The following is a 15,359-nucleotide window of genomic DNA, read 5'->3' on the forward strand; positions in this document are numbered from 1 at the left end:
CGGCCGTACCCCCTGCGGGAGCGGAACGACCGTCCGAGCGTTCTGCCCCGGCGGAAGCCGCACCTTCCGAGGGAGCGGAGCCAGCAGCGTCCGGGCCCCGCGCGGCGGAGCCCGTAGCCCCCGCGGGAGCGGAGCCGGCGCCGTCCGCGCCCCCCGTGGACGCGGAGCCCGGAGCCGCCGGAACCCCAGACCAGCCAGCCGGTGAAGACCAGCCGGCAGACGATCAGAAGCCCGCTCCCGGCGCGCCGCGGCCCGGGGACGTGGAAGGAGGCGACAGCCGTGAGTGACACTCTCGACGTCGCGCTGCGCCTCGTCGCCGTGTTCGCCGTCTTCCTCGTGCTGCCGCTGGCGATCGGGCAGACCGAGCACAAGGTCATGGCCCACATGCAGGGGCGGCTCGGGCCGATGTACGCCGGTGGGTTCCACGGCTGGGCGCAGCTCGTCGCGGACGGTGTGAAGTTCGCGCAGAAGGAAGACGTCGTGCCCGCGGGCGCGGACCGGCGGATCTTCCAGCTCGCACCGGCCGTCGCCCTCCTGCCGTACCTCCTGGTGCTGATCGCGATCCCGGTCGGACCGGGCAACGCCGTCGGCCAGTTCATCGACGCCGGCATCTTCTTCGTCCTGGCCGTCATGGGCGTCGGAGTCCTCGGCTCGCTGATGGCCGGCTGGGCGTCCGCGAACAAGTTCTCGCTGCTCGGCGGCCTCCGCACGGCCGCACAGCTGATGGCGTACGAACTGCCGATGCTGCTCGCGGCCGCCTCGGTCGCCATGGCGGCGGGCACGGTCTCGCTGCCGGGCATCGTGGACGCCTTCCACTGGTGGTGGGTGCCCTGGCAGATCGTCGGCGGCCTCGTCTTCTTCACGGCCGGGCTCGCCGAGCTGCAACGCCCGCCGTTCGACATGCCGGTGGCGGACTCCGAGATCATCTTCGGCGCCTACACCGAGTACACCGGCCTCCGCTTCGCGCTGTTCCTCCTCTCCGAGTACGCGGGCATCGTCGTCCTCTGCGGTCTGACGACGGTCCTCTTCCTCGGCGGCTGGCACGGCCCGTTCGGCGCCGACGGCCTCGGCTGGCTGTGGACGCTGCTCAAGACGCTCGTCCTCGCCTTCGTGGTCATCTGGCTGCGCGTCACCTATCCCCGACTGCGCGAGGACCAGCTGCAGAAGCTGGCCTGGACGGTCCTCATCCCCCTCGCCCTGGCGCAGATCGCGCTGACCGGTGTCGTCAAGGTGGTGATCCAGTAATGCCCGACCCGTCGCCCGACCACCGCCCCTCATCGACGCCCTCCGGGCGGCCCCGCCTGTTCGGCTCGGGCCTCGCCAAGGGCCTCGCCGTCACCCTGCGGACGATGACGAAGCGTTCGGTCACGGCCCAGTACCCGGACGTGCAGCCCGAGCTGCCGCCCCGCACCCGCGGTGTCATCGGCCTGTTCGAGGAGAACTGCACGGTCTGCATGCTGTGCGCCCGTGAGTGCCCGGACTGGTGCATCTACATCGACTCCCACAAGGAGACGGTGCCCCCGGCCGCCCCCGGCGGCCGCGAGCGCAGCCGGAACGTCCTCGACCGGTTCGCCATCGACTTCTCGCTCTGCATGTACTGCGGCATCTGCATCGAGGTGTGCCCCTTCGACGCGCTCTTCTGGTCCCCGGAGTTCGAGTACGCGGAGACCGACATCCACGACCTCACCCACGAGCGCGACAAGCTGCGCGAGTGGATGTGGACGGTGCCGGAGCCGCCCGCGCTGGACGCGGCGGCGGAGGAACCGAAGGAGATCGCGGCGGCCCGCAAGACCGCGGAGAAGATGGCGGCCCAGCGGGAGAAGGAGAAAGAGAAAGAGGAGGGAGAAGCGTGACCGGCCCCGCAGCGCTCGCCGCCCAGGCGCACGGCCCCGCAGCGCTCGCCGCCGCGCAAGCGCACGGCACCCACGCGCTCGCCGCGCAGACGCACGGCTTCCTCTCCACGTCCGGCGTGGAGATCGCCTTCCTCCTGGTCGGCCTGGTCACCTTCGGGGCGGCCTTGGTCACCGTCACCACCAAGCAGCTGGTGCACGCCGCGCTGTGGCTGGTGGTCACCCTCGGCGGGCTCGCGGTCGAGTACCTCCTGCTCACGGCGGAGTTCATCGCCTGGGTGCAGGTGCTGATCTACGTGGGTTCCGTCGTCGTCCTCCTGCTCTTCGGGCTGATGCTCACCAAGGCCCCCATCGGCCGCTCACCGGACGCCGACTCGGCCAACCGCTACCCCGCACTCGGGGTCGCGGTCGCCGCGGCCGTCGCCCTGGTGTGGGTGGTCGCCGACGCCTTCCGTACGACCTGGATCGACCTCGACGGCGCCCCGCAGGGCACCACCAAGGTCTCCGGAGAGATCCTCTTCCGGCACTGGGTGCTGCCCTTCGAGGCCCTCTCCGTGCTGCTGCTCGCGGCCCTCGTCGGCGCGGTCGTCCTCTCGCGGCGCAAGGCCGACGCCAAGGAAGGCGACAGCAGGACCGGGGGGAAGCGCTGATGCACCTCGTCTATCCCGCCGTCCTCGCCGCCCTCCTCTTCTGCACCGGCCTCTACGGCGTCCTCGCCCGGCGCAACGCCATCCTCGTCCTGATGTCGGTCGAGCTGATGCTCAACGCCGTCAACCTCAACCTCGTCGCCTTCGACGTGTGGCTGCGCGACACGCTCCACGCGGGCCAGGCGCTCACCCTCTTCATCATCGCCATCGCCGCCGCCGAGATCGGCATCGGCCTGGCGATCGTGCTGCTCGTGTACCGCAACCGCGGCACCGCCGACGTCGACCGGCTCCGCGACCTCGCCGAGGACGCGCCCGGACCCGGCACCGGCCCCGGTGACCGCGAGGAGAAGGCGGAGGCCGCCGCGTGACGACCACGACCACCGCCGTACTCGTCCCCCTGCTGCCCTTCCTCGGCGCCGCCGCGGGCCTCCTGCTCGGCCGCCGCGCGCCCGGCTTCGTACGGCCCCTCGCCGTGCTGCCGGTCCTCGCCGCGGCCGTGCTCGCCGTCGTCGTCGCGTGCCGGCAGGGCGGGGGAGAGCCCCTCGACGCCGCCACGCGGCTCACCCCCACCGGGTCCGTGCCCATCGACCTCGCCCTGCACCTCGACGGCTTCGCCGTCCTCGTGGCCGTGCTCGTCGGCGTCGTCGCGACCTGCGTCCAGCTCTACTCCACGGCCTATCTGCGCGACGACCCGCGCTACCCCTCCTACGCGGCCCTCGTCTCCCTCTTCACCTCCGCCATGCTGCTCGTCGTCTACTCCGGCGACCTCATGGTGCTGCTGGTCGGCTGGGAGATCATGGGCATCTGCTCGTACTTCCTGGTCGGCCACTACTGGGAGACCGAGGCCGCGCGCAGCGCCTCCCTCAAGGCGTTCCTGGTCACCAAGCTCGGCGACGTGCCCTTCCTGATCGGCATCCTCGCGCTCGCCGCCGATGCCGGAACGTTCCGGATCAACGGCATCCTCAGCGCCGTCGCCGCCGGCTCGATCGGCCACCCGACGCTCATCGCGCTGCTGCTGCTCGCCGGCGTCGCGGGCAAGTCCGCGCAGTTCCCGCTGCACACCTGGCTGCCCGACGCGATGGCCGGCCCGACACCCGTCTCCGCGCTGATCCACGCGGCGACCATGGTCGCCGCCGGTGTCTACTTCGTCGCCCGGCTCCTCCCCCTCTTCACGGCCTCCCCGGCGGCACTGGTGGTGCTCGCCGTGATGGCGGCGGTCACCATGATCGGCTCGGCGCTCGCCGCGCTCGCCCAGGACGACATCAAGCGCGTCCTGGCCTACTCGACCGTCGGCCAGCTCGGCTACATGACCGGCGCCCTCGCCGTCGGCGACCGCGACGCGGCCGTCTTCCACCTCATCACCCACGGCGCGTTCAAGGCCCTCCTCTTCCTCGGGGCAGGCGTGATCATCCACGCCGCCGGGACCAACTCGCTGGGCGCCATGGCCCGCATGGGCGGGCTCGCCAAGCGCATCCCCGACGCGTACTGGACGATGACCGTCGCCCTGCTCGCGCTGGCCGCGATCCCCCCGTTCAGCGGCTTCTTCTCCAAGGAGGCCGTCCTCGGCGCGGCCGAGCACGCCACCGGCGCCGACGCGCACGGCATCCCGCACGCCGCCGGCTGGACCGTCCTCGTCGCCGGGCTGCTCACCGCCCTCCTCACCGCCGCCTACGCCACCCGGCTGTGGCTGCGCGCCTTCCACGGCAAGGGCCCCGAGGCCCCCGACCACGGCAGGCAGCCCCCCGTCATGAACGCCGTCCTGTGGGTCCTCTTCCTCCCCACCCTCGGACTCGGCCTCGCCGCGTGGAAGCTCCCCGGCTTCTTCGACGGACGCTCCCTCACCCCGACCCTCACCACCTCCGTCCTCGGCACCGGCTGCGCCCTCGTGGGCGGGCTCCTCACCTACGCGGCCTGGCGGCACACCGCCCCCCTCGCGACGCGCGCACCCCTGGGCGCCGTCGCCGCCGACCCGGACGCGGCCCCCTACGTCTCCGAGGAGGAGACCATCGCCAGCCACGTGGCGGCCTACGGCCACATCGCGGGCGCCCACGACGTGGCCGACCCCGGCCGCCTCCTCCTCGGCCCCCTGCACCGCCACGCCGTCGCCGGCTTCCACCTCGACGCCGTCTACTCCCAGCTCTTCGTACGGCCCGTACGCGCCGCCGCCCGCCTCGTCCGCTTCCTCGACCGCGAGGTCGTCGACGCCTACGTCAGCGGCGCCGGCACCGCCCCCCGCCTGCTCGGCGCGGCCGTCCGCCGCGCCCAGACCGGCAATGTGCAGACCTATCTCAGCGCCCTGCTCGCCGGCTCCGTCGTCCTGGCCGTCGCCGCCGTGCTCGTAGCCACCGGAGCCTGACCGTGAGTCATACCGTCATGCAGATCCTCCTCGCTGCGACCGTCGTCGTCCCCCTCCTCGGCGCCGTCGCCGCCCTGCTCCCGGCCCCGCCCGGCCTCAAGGGCAGCAGCCCGGAGCAGGCCGTGCTCCGCCACGGCGTCACCGTCACCGGCGTGGTCCTGGCCCTGACCGTGGCCCTCGCCGCGGGCTTCGACCACGACCACCCCGCTCGGATGCAGGCCACCACCGACATCAGCTGGATCCCCGCCCTCGGCATCCGGATCCACCTCGGCGTCGACGGCGTCTCGCTCCCCCTCCTCGTGCTCACCGCGCTGCTGACCTTTCTCAGCGCGGTCTACAGCTACTTCAAAATGCCGTCGGGCCCGTCTCCCAAGGCATTCGTCGCGCTGCTCCTCGTGCTGGAGGCCGGCACCCTCGCGAGCTTCGCCGTCCTCGACCTGATGCTGTTCTTCCTGGCGTTCGAGATGGTGCTCATCCCGATGTACTTCCTCATCGCCCGCTGGGGCGGCGACGGCAGGGAGCGCGCCGCCTGGCGGTTCATCCTCTACACCCTGCTCGGCTCCGTCGTGATGCTGCTCGGCCTCCTCCTCATCGGCATCAAGGGCGGCACCTTCGACATGGTGGCACTCGCCACTGACAACGGCTCGGGGCTCAGCCACACCACGCAGGTCATCGCCGTTCTGGCCATCGGCACCGGACTGGCCGTCAAGGCCCCGATGTGGCCCTTCCACAGCTGGCTGCCCGACGCCCACACCGCCGCCCCGACCGTCGGCTCCGTCCTCCTCGCGGGCGTCCTGCTGAAGATGGGCACGTACGGCTTCGTCCGCATCGTCCTGCCCATCGCCCCCGGTGGCGCGCACATCTTCGCGCCCTACCTCGCCGCCTTCGCGGTCGTCGGCATCATCTACGGCTCGCTTGCCTGCCTCGCCCTCGCCCGCCGCGGCGCCAAGGGCGACCTCAAGCGCCTGATCGCCTACTCCTCGGTGGGCCACATGGGCTTCGTCCTCCTGGGCATCGCCACCCTCACCCCCACCGGCGTCAACGGTGCCCTCTTCGCCAACATCGCCCACGGCCTCATCACCGGCCTCCTCTTCTTCCTCGTCGGCGCCATCAAGGACCGGCACGGCACCAGCGACCTCGACGCCCTCTCCGGCGCCACCGGCGCCGCGCTCTACGGCAGGGCACCGCGCCTCGGCGGCCTCCTCGCCTTCGGCGCCGTCGCCTCGCTCGGGCTGCCCGGACTCGCCGGATTCTGGGGCGAGATGCTCGCGATGCTCGGCTCCTTCCACCCCGCCGAGGGCCTCAGCCGCCCCGCCTACCTCACCTACATGGCGCTCGCCGGCCTCGGCACGCTGCTCACCGCCGCGTACATGCTGATCGTGGTGCGCCGGGTGTGCATGGGCGGCGACGGCGACGGCAGGCCCGGCGGCGCGCCCGCCCTCACCGACGTCCAGAGCTACGAGTTCGCCGCCTGGACGCCCCTCGTCGCCCTCACCGTCCTCGCCGGACTCTGGCCCGCGGCCCTCCTCGGCCTCACCGACCCGGCCGTTCAGCAGCTCCTCCGAGGAGGCAACTGATGGTTCCCCTCGCCGGAAGCGCGGTCCAGTCCGTCGACTGGCTCGCCATCGCCCCGCCCACCGTCGTCGCCGTGACGGCGCTCGTCGTCCTGGTCGCCGACCTCTTCCTGCCCGCGCGGAAGAAGCCCCTCCTCGGCGGGGTCTCGATCGCCGGCCTCACCCTCGCCGGGCTCTCCCTGCTGCCGCTCCTGGACGGCGACCGCTCCACCTTCTGCCTGACGTCGGGCACGCGCGCGTGCAGCTACACAGCGGACCACTTCACCCTCGTCATCCAGCTCCTGGTACTGGGCGGCGCCCTGCTGACGGCCCTGCTGTCCGTCAGCGACCTCGTCGACTTCGCGCTCCCCTCGGGCGAGTTCTGGTTCCTGCTGCTGTCCTCCGTCGCGGGCGCGGCCCTGCTGCCCGCCTCCCGGGACCTCGCGACCCTCGTCGTCGCCCTCGAAGTGGCCTCCCTGCCCGCCTTCGCCCTCGTCGGCCTGCGCCGCGACGACAGCCGCTCCTCCGAGGCGGCCCTGAAGTTCTTCCTCTCCTCGGTCACCGCCACCGCCGTGACCCTCCTCGGCGTCAGCTTCGTCTACGCCGCGACCGGCACCCTGCACCTCACCCAGGTGGCCGACGCCCTCACCCACGTGGACCCACGCCTCGGCACCCTCGCCCAGGCGGGCGTGGCCCTGACCCTCGTCGGCTTCGCCTTCAAGACCGCGGCCGTCCCCTTCCACTTCTGGGTCCCCGACACCTACGCGGGCGCCCCGCTGCCCATCGCGGCCTATCTCTCGGTCGTCGGCAAGGCGGTCGGCTTCACCGGCCTCATCCTCGTGACGGTCGTCGCGTTCCCGTCCTACGCGGACGTCTGGGGACCGGCCCTCGCCGTCCTCGCCGCGCTCACCATGACCATCGGCAACGCCGGCGCCCTGCGCCAGCGCCCGGACCGCACGCGCAGCGCCGTACGCCTCCTCGCCTGGTCCTCCGTCGGCCAGGCCGGCTATCTGCTGGTGCCGATCGCGGCCGCCGGATACACCGACGACCCGGGCCACTCCATCGGCTCCACCGTCGCCTACGCCCTGATGTACGCGGCCGTGAACCTCGGCGCCTTCGCCGTCGCCGCGCTCGTCGCCCGTACGCACCCGGCGCACCGCGTCGCGGACTACCGCGGCCTCTACGCCCGCAGGCCCCTGGCGGCCCTGGCGCTCGGCTTCTTCCTGCTCTGCCTGGCCGGCCTGCCGCCCGGCATCATCGGGCTGTTCGCCAAGGTCACCGTCTTCTCCGCGGCCGTGGACGCGGGGCTGGGCTGGCTGGCGGTCGTCATGGCCGTCAACGTCGTGATCGCCCTCTACTACTACCTCCAGTGGACGGCGCTGCTGTTCCGCGCGCCGGAGGACGAGGCGGCGGAGCAGGAGGCGGCGCCCGCGCGGATCCCGCTGCCGCTGGCCGCCGCGACGGCCCTCGCGGCCCTCGCCGGCATCGCCCTGTCCGGCGCCCCGCAGCTCGTCCTGCGCTTCGCCTCGGGGGCGTTGCTGTAGGAGCCCCCACCCGTACGGCCCAGGCACCCCCTCGCGCGCGCAAGGGAACCAGCGGCCTTCGTCTGGCGTTGATCGGTCAGGAAGGTTCCACTGGAGGCTCCACTGCGAAGTGGCAGCGCACCACCGCAAAAGGGTTCCCCTGCCGCACCATTTGGAGGGCGTACCGTGCACCGCCGGCACAACGGGCTCAGGACCGCGGTCCTCCTCGGGGGACTGTCCGCGCTCATCATCGTCATCGGCAGCCTCTTCGGGCGTATGGGCCTGGTCGTCGCCGTCGTGGTGGCCCTCGGCACCAATGCCTACGCCTATTGGAACAGCGACAAGCTGGCCCTGCGGGCGATGCGGGCCCGCCCGGTGAGCGAGTTCGAGGCGCCACAGCTCTATCGCATGGTGCGCGAGCTCTCCACGGCCGCCCGCCAGCCCATGCCCCGGCTGTACATCTCACCCACCGAGGCGCCCAACGCCTTCGCCACCGGCCGCAATCCGCGCAACGCCGCCGTCTGCTGCACCGACGGCATCCTGCGCCTGCTCGACGAGCGCGAGCTGCGCGGCGTCATCGGCCACGAGCTCAGCCACGTCTACAACCGCGACATCCTGATCTCCTCGATCGCGGGCGCGCTCGCCTCCGTGGTGATGTTCCTGGTGAACTTCGCCTGGCTGATCCCCTTCGGCAGATCGGACGACGACGAGGGCCCCGGCATCGTCGGCATGATCATGGTCATGCTGCTGGGCCCCATCGCGGCCTCCCTCATCCAGCTCGCCGTCAGCCGCTCCCGGGAGTACGAGGCGGACGCCTCCGGCGCGCGCCTCACCGGCGACCCGCTGGCCCTCGCCTCCGCCCTGCGCAAGCTCGAAGCGGGCACCCAGCGGCTCCCGTTGCCCCCCGAGCCGCGCATCGAGACCGCGAGCCACATGATGATCGCGAACCCCTTCCGCGCGGGCGAGGGCCTGTCCAAGCTCTTCTCCACCCACCCCCCGATGGCCGAGCGCATCAGCCGCCTCGAAGGCATGGCGGGCCACCGCGCCTGAGCCCGGCCGCCCGCCCCGAGCGGCCCCACGCAACCACCCTCAGCCGCGCGAGCGTCCTGCTCGCCAGGAGCTTGTTTCGCGTGGGAGGCTGTTTTTCATGAGGTTCATCCTGAATGTCATCTGGCTGGTCCTCTGCGGCCTTTGGATGGCGATCGGCTATGTGGTCGCGGGTCTGATCTGCTGTGTCCTGATCATCACGATCCCGTTCGGCGTCGCCTCCCTGCGCATCGCCGGCTTCGCCCTGTGGCCCTTCGGGCGGACGACCGTGGAGCGGCGTGACGCGGGGGCGGGCTCGCTGATCGGCAATGTGATCTGGTTCGTGTTCGCGGGCTGGTGGCTGGCGCTCGGGCACATCTTCACCGGTATCGCCCTGTGCCTGACGATCATCGGGATCCCGCTGGGCATCGCGAACTTCAAGCTGATCCCGATCTCCCTGATGCCGCTGGGCCGCGAGATCGTCCCGACGGACCGCCCCTTCGCCACCCGCTGAGCCGCGCGCCGGACAGACGACTCGGACATACGACGAGGGCGCGCCGGGGAGTGATCCTCCCCGGCGCGCCCTCGTCGTGCGGCGTCCCGTGCCACGGCGGTCCGTGGCCGGTGCGGCTAGCGGTAGTTGACGAACTGGATCGCGAAGTCCAGGTCCTTGCCCTTGAGGAGGGCCTGGACGGCCTGGAGGTCGTCACGGCTCTTGGAGCTGACGCGCAGCTCGTCGCCCTGGACCTGCGCCTTGACGCCCTTCGGGCCCTCGTCGCGGATGATCTTGGCGACCTTCTTCGCGTTCTCCTGAGAGATCCCCTCCTCGACCGAGGCGAAGATCTTGTACTCCTTGCCGGAGGCCTGCGGCTCGCCCGCGTCCAGGGACTTCAGCGAGATGCCCCGCTTGACCAGCTTGGTCTCGAAGATGTCGAGGACGGCCTTGACCCGCTCCTCGGCATTGGCACGCATCTCGATCTTCTCGCCGGACCACGCGATGGAGGCACCGACGCCCTTGAAGTCGTAGCGCTGCGAGATCTCCTTGGCGGCCTGGTTGAGGGCGTTGTCGACCTCCTGCCGCTCGACCTTCGAGACGATGTCGAAACTGGAGTCGGCCATATTGAGTTGGCTCCTCATACGTAGATCCATCAGGGGGTACGGCCCGTGGCCGCTCCGCAAGCCTAGTCACCCGGACCCCGCGCGAGGGGTGATGAATCGAGTGGCGGACCACCCCTGGTCATCGGGTATGGTTTACGTCGTTGCCACGGAGCACCACCGCAAGGCGGAATCCGCGGCGGCAACCCTTGGCGGTGTGCCCGAGTGGCCAAAGGGAGCAGACTGTAAATCTGCCGGCTCAGCCTACCCAGGTTCGAACCCTGGCGCCGCCACATGTGAAGGGCCTTCTCTCCGGAGAAGGCCCTTCTGTGTTTTCCGGATACTCCGTCGGATTCACGGAGGCGCCACGAGAATGTGATCTCCCGCACTTTCCCGGGAGTGGCTCGTTCGGCCCCCCGGCTCAGCCCTCCGCCACGCTCTTCACCGCCTCGTCCACCGGCGTGTCGCCCGCGATCAGCTCCAGCGTGCGCCCCGCCGTGCGGGGTTCGGCCAGCAGCGCCGCCAGGACCGCCGCCACGTCGTCCCGGGACACCTGCCCGTGGCCCGTCGCCTCACCCAGGGCGACCCGGCCCGTGCCGGGCTCGTCGGTGAGGCTGCCCGGCCGCAGGATCGTCCAGTCGAGCCCGGCCCGGGCCCGTACGTCCGCGTCGGCCGCGCCCTTCGCCCGGAGGTACGCGGCGAAGACCGGATCGGTGCCCTCCGGCGGCTCGCGGTCGGCGCCCATCGAGGAGACGACCACGAAGCGCCGGACCCCCGCCGCCTCCGCCGCGTCGGCGAAGAGGGTGGCCGCGGCGCGGTCCACGGTGTCCTTGCGTTCCATGCCGCTCCCCGGGCCCGCCCCGGCCGCGAAGACGGCCGCGTCGGCGCTCTCCAGGTGCCGGGCGATGTCGGCGACCGACGCCGACTCCAGGTCGCACACGACCGGCTCCGCGCCCGCGGCGAGGAGGGCCCCCGCCTGCTCCGGCCTGCGGATGATCCCCGCGACCTCGTCCCCGCGCCCGGCGAGCAAACGCTCCAGCCTCAGCGCGATCTGACCATGTCCACCAGCGATGACAATGCGCATGATCCGACCGTACGCGCCACGGCCCGCGCCGCCATGCGGAAGGGCGGCGGAAGGGCGCGAACCGGCCTGATCAGCGGCGGCTCAGGAGGGCTCGCCGCCGCGCGAGGACTGGCGCGGCAGCTCCAGCGCCGCGGCGGCCGAGGAATCGCAGTACTCCCGCACCGCGCTCGTCCGCGCGACCACGCGCCCCCGGTGCACCACCAGACGGCTGTACGCGAGCGACAGCACGCCCTCGATCCGGCGCCCCCGCACGGCCAGGAGCTCCGCGGGGAAGCCCGCCTCCACCCGGACCGGCGGCAGCCCCATCGCGGCCCGTGCGCAGCCGCTGACAGCCTCGTAGGCCTCCTGCGGGCGCAGCTCGCCGCGCGAGGCCAGCAGGAAGGCGGCCTCCAGGGGGTCGCCGCGGCCGACGGGGTTGGCCGCGTCGCGCAGCGCCCCGCTGCCCGCCGTCACCCGCACCCCGGCCGCCCGCAGCAGCCGCACCGGCGCGCAGCGCGAGACCCGGGCCCCGCGCTGCTCCAGGGCGGCGCAGTCGCCCTGCGGCAGGCACACCACGGTCACTCCGGCGGCCGCCAGCTGCTCGGCGGCCCGCACGGCCTGGTCGTACGGCAGCCGGGCCAGGCCGCCGCAGGGGCCGAGGGTGACGCCGGGGCGCAGGCCGCCGGCCATCGCGGCGAGGCGGGCGAGGCGGGCCGGGTCGGCGCCGTCGGTGTGCAGGTCGACGGCGCAGCCGTGCTCGGCGGCGAGGTCAAGGACGGCCTCGGCGTAGCCGGTGGGGTCGGGGTCCAGGTCGGGGCAGCCACCCACGGCCGCGCCCATCTTCACGGCGTCCCGCAGCATGGCAAGCCCGTCCGCCCCGGCGAGCCCGGTGAGCAGCCGGGGGACGGCCACGGTGGTCAGGTCGGTGAGCCCGCGCAGCGCCCGCCGCGCCTGGAGCACGGCTTCGAGCGAGCGCAGGCCCTGGACGTCGCCGATCCGCACGTGGGTGCGCAGCGCGGTGGCGCCGTGGCCGAGCTGGAGCAGGGCCGCCTCGGTGGCGCGGCGCTGGACGTCCTCGACGGAGTACGGGACGGGGCCGTCGGCGTCCGCCGTGAGCGCGGTGTCGCCGTGCCCGTGGGGCTCGGCGGGGGCGGGCAGCAGCAGATAGCCGCCGAGGTCGACGCGCGGCCCGGGGGCGAGGCTGCCGGAGGTCCCGACGGCCTCGATGTACCCGCCGCTGAGCCGTACGTCCACGGTGCGGCCGTCGGCGAGCCGGGCGCCGCACAGCACCAGGGCGCTGTCACCGGGCGCGGCGCCGGGGACGGGCGGGGTGTCACCCCCGGGGTTTCTCGGGGGCTGCGGCTGGCTGTCGGGCATCGCGCTCCTCCGGGGTCCGGGGCGTGCATGATCACGCAGCGTCTTCCGAGCCTAGGGCGCGTTCGGATCGGCTTCGAGCAAGCGACGAATAGTCGTACTGGTGTGGTGTGAGAGGGGCGCGAAGAGCCCCTCGGGGCGGCCTCCGGATACGGATTTCACCTTCGGCGGCCAACCGTGTAATGTCTTCCTCGCTCGCCCCAATAGCTCAGTCGGCAGAGCGTCTCCATGGTAAGGAGAAGGTCTACGGTTCGATTCCGTATTGGGGCTCTGGTGTGTGAGGTTCCTCGCCTTCGGGCGGGGATCCCTCCCGCATCAAAGCGGTGTAGCTCAGTCGGTAGAGCAAGCGGCTCATAATCGCTGTGTCACCGGTTCAAGTCCGGTCACCGCTACACGTAGTAGCCGATTGTGGGGTCGGTCCTCCGGTCGGCTACTCTTGTCTGCGTTCATCCGTCCATCCGTCAAGGAGCACTCACGTGGCTGCCACCGACGTCCGCCCGAAGATCACGCTGGCCTGCGTGGAGTGCAAGGAGCGGAACTACATCACCAAGAAGAACCGGCGTAATGACCCGGACCGTCTTGAGATGAAGAAGCACTGCCCGCGCTGCAACTCGCACACTGCGCACCGCGAGACGCGCTAAACACAGGCTCGTTCATGAGGCCGTCCCCAGATCTTGGGGGCGGCCTCATGGCGTATCCGCGACCGTTCGCGAAATCCGCGCCGCATCCCCGGATCCCGTGAACCGGTTCCCAGGAATCCATCGCAGTCCCCTTCAGGAGGTGCCGAGCCCATGGCACTCGACCAGTCCTTCGTCGGACGGACCTATCCGGCCACCGAGCCGTACGAGGTCGGCCGGGAGAAGATCCGCGAATTCGCCGAGGCCATCGGTGATGCCAACCCGGTCTACACCGACCCCGAGGCCGCCAAGGCCCTCGGACACCCGGATGTGATCGCGCCGCCGACCTTTGTGTTCGCGATCACTTTCCAGGCCGCCGGCCAGGTCGTCCAGGACCCGAAGCTGGGCCTGGACTACGACCGTGTGGTGCACGGCGACCAGAAGTTCGCCTACACCCGCCCGGTCCGCGCGGGCGACCGGCTGACGGTCACCTCCAAGATCGAGGCGATCAAGTCCATGGCGGGCAACGACCTGGTGACCGTCCGTGGCGATGTGCACGACGAGTCCGGTGAGCATGTGGTGACCGCGCACACGATGCTGGTGGCACGCGCCGCCGAGGAGGCGTGATGGCAGCGAGCATTTCCTACGACGACGTCGAGATCGGCACCGAACTGCCCGTGCAGTCCTTCCCGGTGACCCGTGCCACTCTCGTGCGCTACGCGGGCGCCTCGGGCGACTTCAACCCGATCCACTGGAACGAGAAGTTCGCCAAGGAGGTCGGGCTGCCGGACGTCATCGCGCACGGCATGTTCACTATGGCCGAGGCGGCCCGCGTGGTGACGGACTGGACCGGCGATCCGGGTGCCCTCGTCGAGTACGGCGTGCGGTTCACCAAGCCGGTCGTCGTGCCCAACGACGACGAGGGCGCCGTCATCGAGGTCGGCGGCAAGGTCGCGGCCAAGGACGACGAGACCCGTACGGTTCGCGTCGACCTGCTGGTCAAGAGCGCGGGCCAGAAGGTGCTCGGCATGTCCCGCGCGGTCGTCAGGCTCACCTGAGCGACGCCCTCCGAAACGCCCTCCGAAGCAGCTGAGTAAGGGGCACCCGCCATGGGCGGGTGCCCCTTACCGCTGCGGGCGGCGGCCGCACCCCCCGGCCACCCGCACGGCGCAGCGCATACTCTGGGGCGCGTGCAGGAATTCCACGACGCCCCCCTCGCCCCCCTGACCACCTTCCGTCTCGGTGGCCCCGCGACCCGCCTGGTCACCGCCACCACCGACGACGAGGTGATCGCGGCCGTACGCGAAGCCGACGCGGCCGGCACCCCGCTGCTGATCATCGGCGGCGGCAGCAACCTGGTCGTCTCCGACAAGGGCTTCGACGGCACCGCCCTGCGCATCGCCACCACCGGCTTCACCCTCGACGGCACCGACCTGGAGCTCGCCGCAGGCGAGAACTGGTCCGACGCCGTGGCCCGCACCGTCGAGGCCGGGCTCGCCGGCATCGAGTGCCTCGCCGGCATCCCCGGCTCCGCCGGTGCCACCCCGATCCAGAACGTCGGCGCGTACGGCCAGGAGGTCTCCGCGACCATCACCGAGGTCGTCGCCTACGACCGCCGCACTGACGAGGTCGTCACCCTCACCAACGAGGAGTGCGCGTTCTCCTACCGCCACAGCCGCTTCAAGCAGGACCCCACGCGCCACGTCGTGCTCCGCGTCCGCTTCCGGCTGGAGGACGCGGACGGGCTGTCCGCGCCGCTCAAGTACGCCGAGACGGCCCGCGCCCTCGGCGTGGCGGCGGGGGAGCGCGTACCGGCCGCGAAGGCCAGGGAGACGGTGCTGAAGCTCCGCTCGGGCAAGGGCATGGTGCTCGACCCGGAGGACCACGACACCTGGTCCGCGGGCTCCTTCTTCACCAACCCCATCCTCACGGAGGCCGAGCACGCGGCGTTCCTGGAGCGGGTCGCCGAGCGGCTCGGCGCGGGCGTCCTGCCGCCCTCGTACCCGGCGGGGGAGGGCTTCATGAAGACCTCCGCGGCCTGGCTGATCGACAAGGCCGGCTACACCAAGGGCTACGGCGCGGGAGCCGCCCGCATCTCCACCAAGCACACCCTGGCGCTGACGAACCGCGGCGGTGCCACGACGGAGGACCTGCTGGCCCTCGCCCGCGAGGTCCGCGACGGCGTCCACGCGGCGTTCGGCGTGACCCTCGTCAACGAGCCGGTGACGGTGGGCTGCGCGCTCTGACGCGCGCGC

General features: G+C 71.9%; 16 protein-coding genes and 3 tRNA genes. 16 read left to right on the forward strand and 3 right to left on the reverse strand.

Annotated elements, in window-relative coordinates:
- The first annotated feature begins 279 nt into the window (after positions 1 to 279).
- From ACFY1P_RS27045 to ACFY1P_RS27085, 9 genes are all read left to right on the forward strand, one after another.
- Entirely contained in the window at positions 280 to 1,245 is a 966-nt protein-coding gene (locus ACFY1P_RS27045; RefSeq protein WP_361532987.1) for a complex I subunit 1 family protein, read from the forward strand.
- Complete coding sequence (locus ACFY1P_RS27050) at positions 1,245 to 1,853, forward strand: NuoI/complex I 23 kDa subunit family protein (RefSeq protein ID WP_390752105.1); 609 nt, start codon at positions 1,245 to 1,247, stop codon at positions 1,851 to 1,853. The genes ACFY1P_RS27045 and ACFY1P_RS27050 overlap by 1 nt, the downstream gene beginning before the upstream one ends.
- Positions 1,850 to 2,500 (forward strand): NADH-quinone oxidoreductase subunit J, encoded by a 651-nt coding sequence (locus ACFY1P_RS27055; protein WP_390752106.1) that lies wholly within the window; start codon positions 1,850 to 1,852, stop codon positions 2,498 to 2,500. Before ACFY1P_RS27050 ends, ACFY1P_RS27055 begins: the two co-directional genes overlap by 4 nt.
- Positions 2,500 to 2,865, forward strand: coding sequence for an NADH-quinone oxidoreductase subunit NuoK (gene nuoK / locus ACFY1P_RS27060; RefSeq protein ID WP_361532990.1), 366 nt, complete (start codon positions 2,500 to 2,502; stop codon positions 2,863 to 2,865). Before ACFY1P_RS27055 ends, nuoK begins: the two co-directional genes overlap by 1 nt.
- The gene (locus ACFY1P_RS27065) at positions 2,862 to 4,853 is read left to right on the forward strand and encodes an NADH-quinone oxidoreductase subunit L (protein ID WP_390752107.1); all 1,992 of its coding nucleotides are present in this window, start codon (positions 2,862 to 2,864) and stop codon (positions 4,851 to 4,853) included. Before nuoK ends, ACFY1P_RS27065 begins: the two co-directional genes overlap by 4 nt.
- Positions 4,854 to 4,870: 17 nt before the next feature.
- A complete protein-coding gene (locus ACFY1P_RS27070) occupies positions 4,871 to 6,430 on the forward strand; it encodes a NuoM family protein (RefSeq protein ID WP_390752122.1) in 1,560 nt (519 codons plus the stop codon).
- Complete coding sequence (locus ACFY1P_RS27075; protein ID WP_361532996.1) at positions 6,430 to 7,950, forward strand: NADH-quinone oxidoreductase subunit N; 1,521 nt, start codon at positions 6,430 to 6,432, stop codon at positions 7,948 to 7,950. Before ACFY1P_RS27070 ends, ACFY1P_RS27075 begins: the two co-directional genes overlap by 1 nt.
- A gap of 165 nt (positions 7,951 to 8,115) precedes the next feature.
- Positions 8,116 to 8,979 (forward strand): zinc metalloprotease HtpX, encoded by an 864-nt coding sequence (gene htpX / locus ACFY1P_RS27080; protein WP_390752108.1) that lies wholly within the window; start codon positions 8,116 to 8,118, stop codon positions 8,977 to 8,979.
- A gap of 97 nt (positions 8,980 to 9,076) precedes the next feature.
- Positions 9,077 to 9,469 (forward strand): YccF domain-containing protein, encoded by a 393-nt coding sequence (locus tag ACFY1P_RS27085; protein ID WP_361533002.1) that lies wholly within the window; start codon positions 9,077 to 9,079, stop codon positions 9,467 to 9,469.
- Between the two features lie 116 nt (positions 9,470 to 9,585).
- On the opposite strand, the gene ACFY1P_RS27090 is transcribed toward ACFY1P_RS27085, so the two are convergent.
- On the reverse strand, positions 9,586 to 10,074 hold the full coding sequence (locus ACFY1P_RS27090) for a YajQ family cyclic di-GMP-binding protein (protein ID WP_361521943.1): 489 nt from the start codon (positions 10,072 to 10,074) through the stop codon (positions 9,586 to 9,588).
- A 187-nt stretch (positions 10,075 to 10,261) separates the two neighbouring features.
- On the opposite strand from ACFY1P_RS27090, the gene ACFY1P_RS27095 reads away from it, so the two are divergent.
- Positions 10,262 to 10,343: transfer RNA gene (locus tag ACFY1P_RS27095), tRNA-Tyr, on the forward strand.
- Between the two features lie 128 nt (positions 10,344 to 10,471).
- On the opposite strand, the gene ACFY1P_RS27100 is transcribed toward ACFY1P_RS27095, so the two are convergent.
- Positions 10,472 to 11,134 carry an NAD(P)H-binding protein gene (locus ACFY1P_RS27100; protein ID WP_361521940.1) on the reverse strand — a complete coding sequence of 221 codons (663 nt, stop codon included), beginning with the start codon at positions 11,132 to 11,134 and terminating at the stop codon, positions 10,472 to 10,474.
- An 81-nt stretch (positions 11,135 to 11,215) separates the two neighbouring features.
- Positions 11,216 to 12,490, reverse strand: a complete 1,275-nt coding sequence (locus ACFY1P_RS27105; protein WP_390752109.1) for an amidohydrolase family protein — start codon at positions 12,488 to 12,490, stop codon at positions 11,216 to 11,218.
- A gap of 194 nt (positions 12,491 to 12,684) precedes the next feature.
- On the opposite strand from ACFY1P_RS27105, the gene ACFY1P_RS27110 reads away from it, so the two are divergent.
- The 6 genes from ACFY1P_RS27110 (at position 12,685) to ACFY1P_RS27135 (ending at position 15,350) form a co-directional block, all read left to right on the forward strand.
- Positions 12,685 to 12,757 (forward strand) — tRNA-Thr (locus tag ACFY1P_RS27110).
- A gap of 49 nt (positions 12,758 to 12,806) precedes the next feature.
- A tRNA-Met gene (locus ACFY1P_RS27115) sits at positions 12,807 to 12,879 on the forward strand.
- 84 nt (positions 12,880 to 12,963) lie between these two features.
- Positions 12,964 to 13,128: a 50S ribosomal protein L33 gene (rpmG, locus tag ACFY1P_RS27120; protein ID WP_006604855.1), complete on the forward strand. Its 165-nt coding sequence runs from the start codon at positions 12,964 to 12,966 to the stop codon at positions 13,126 to 13,128.
- A gap of 150 nt (positions 13,129 to 13,278) precedes the next feature.
- Entirely contained in the window at positions 13,279 to 13,731 is a 453-nt protein-coding gene (locus tag ACFY1P_RS27125) for a MaoC family dehydratase N-terminal domain-containing protein (RefSeq protein ID WP_361521934.1), read from the forward strand.
- The gene (locus tag ACFY1P_RS27130; RefSeq protein ID WP_361521931.1) at positions 13,731 to 14,162 is read left to right on the forward strand and encodes a MaoC family dehydratase; all 432 of its coding nucleotides are present in this window, start codon (positions 13,731 to 13,733) and stop codon (positions 14,160 to 14,162) included. Before ACFY1P_RS27125 ends, ACFY1P_RS27130 begins: the two co-directional genes overlap by 1 nt.
- Positions 14,163 to 14,294: 132 nt before the next feature.
- Positions 14,295 to 15,350 carry a UDP-N-acetylmuramate dehydrogenase gene (locus ACFY1P_RS27135; RefSeq protein ID WP_361521928.1) on the forward strand — a complete coding sequence of 352 codons (1,056 nt, stop codon included), beginning with the start codon at positions 14,295 to 14,297 and terminating at the stop codon, positions 15,348 to 15,350.
- Positions 15,351 to 15,359 lie beyond the last annotated feature (9 nt).

The organism is Streptomyces sp. NPDC001407 (assembly GCF_042895325.1).
In the GTDB taxonomy this organism is placed as follows: Bacteria; Actinomycetota; Actinomycetes; order Streptomycetales; family Streptomycetaceae; genus Streptomyces.

Excerpts from the sequence above, each read along its gene's own strand:
- ACFY1P_RS27050 (WP_390752105.1), top strand. The coding sequence starts at position 1,245 with ATGCCCGACCCGTCGCCCGACCACCGCCCCTCATCGACGCCCTCCGGG.
- nuoK (WP_361532990.1), top strand. The coding sequence starts at position 2,500 with ATGCACCTCGTCTATCCCGCCGTCCTCGCCGCCCTCCTCTTCTGCACC.
- ACFY1P_RS27070 (WP_390752122.1), top strand. The coding sequence starts at position 4,871 with ATGCAGATCCTCCTCGCTGCGACCGTCGTCGTCCCCCTCCTCGGCGCC.
- ACFY1P_RS27075 (WP_361532996.1), top strand. The coding sequence starts at position 6,430 with ATGGTTCCCCTCGCCGGAAGCGCGGTCCAGTCCGTCGACTGGCTCGCC.
- ACFY1P_RS27085 (WP_361533002.1), top strand. The coding sequence starts at position 9,077 with ATGAGGTTCATCCTGAATGTCATCTGGCTGGTCCTCTGCGGCCTTTGG.
- ACFY1P_RS27090 (WP_361521943.1), bottom strand. The coding sequence starts at position 10,074 with ATGGCCGACTCCAGTTTCGACATCGTCTCGAAGGTCGAGCGGCAGGAG.
- ACFY1P_RS27100 (WP_361521940.1), bottom strand. The coding sequence starts at position 11,134 with ATGCGCATTGTCATCGCTGGTGGACATGGTCAGATCGCGCTGAGGCTG.
- ACFY1P_RS27105 (WP_390752109.1), bottom strand. The coding sequence starts at position 12,490 with ATGCCCGACAGCCAGCCGCAGCCCCCGAGAAACCCCGGGGGTGACACC.
- ACFY1P_RS27125 (WP_361521934.1), top strand. The coding sequence starts at position 13,279 with ATGGCACTCGACCAGTCCTTCGTCGGACGGACCTATCCGGCCACCGAG.
- ACFY1P_RS27130 (WP_361521931.1), top strand. The coding sequence starts at position 13,731 with ATGGCAGCGAGCATTTCCTACGACGACGTCGAGATCGGCACCGAACTG.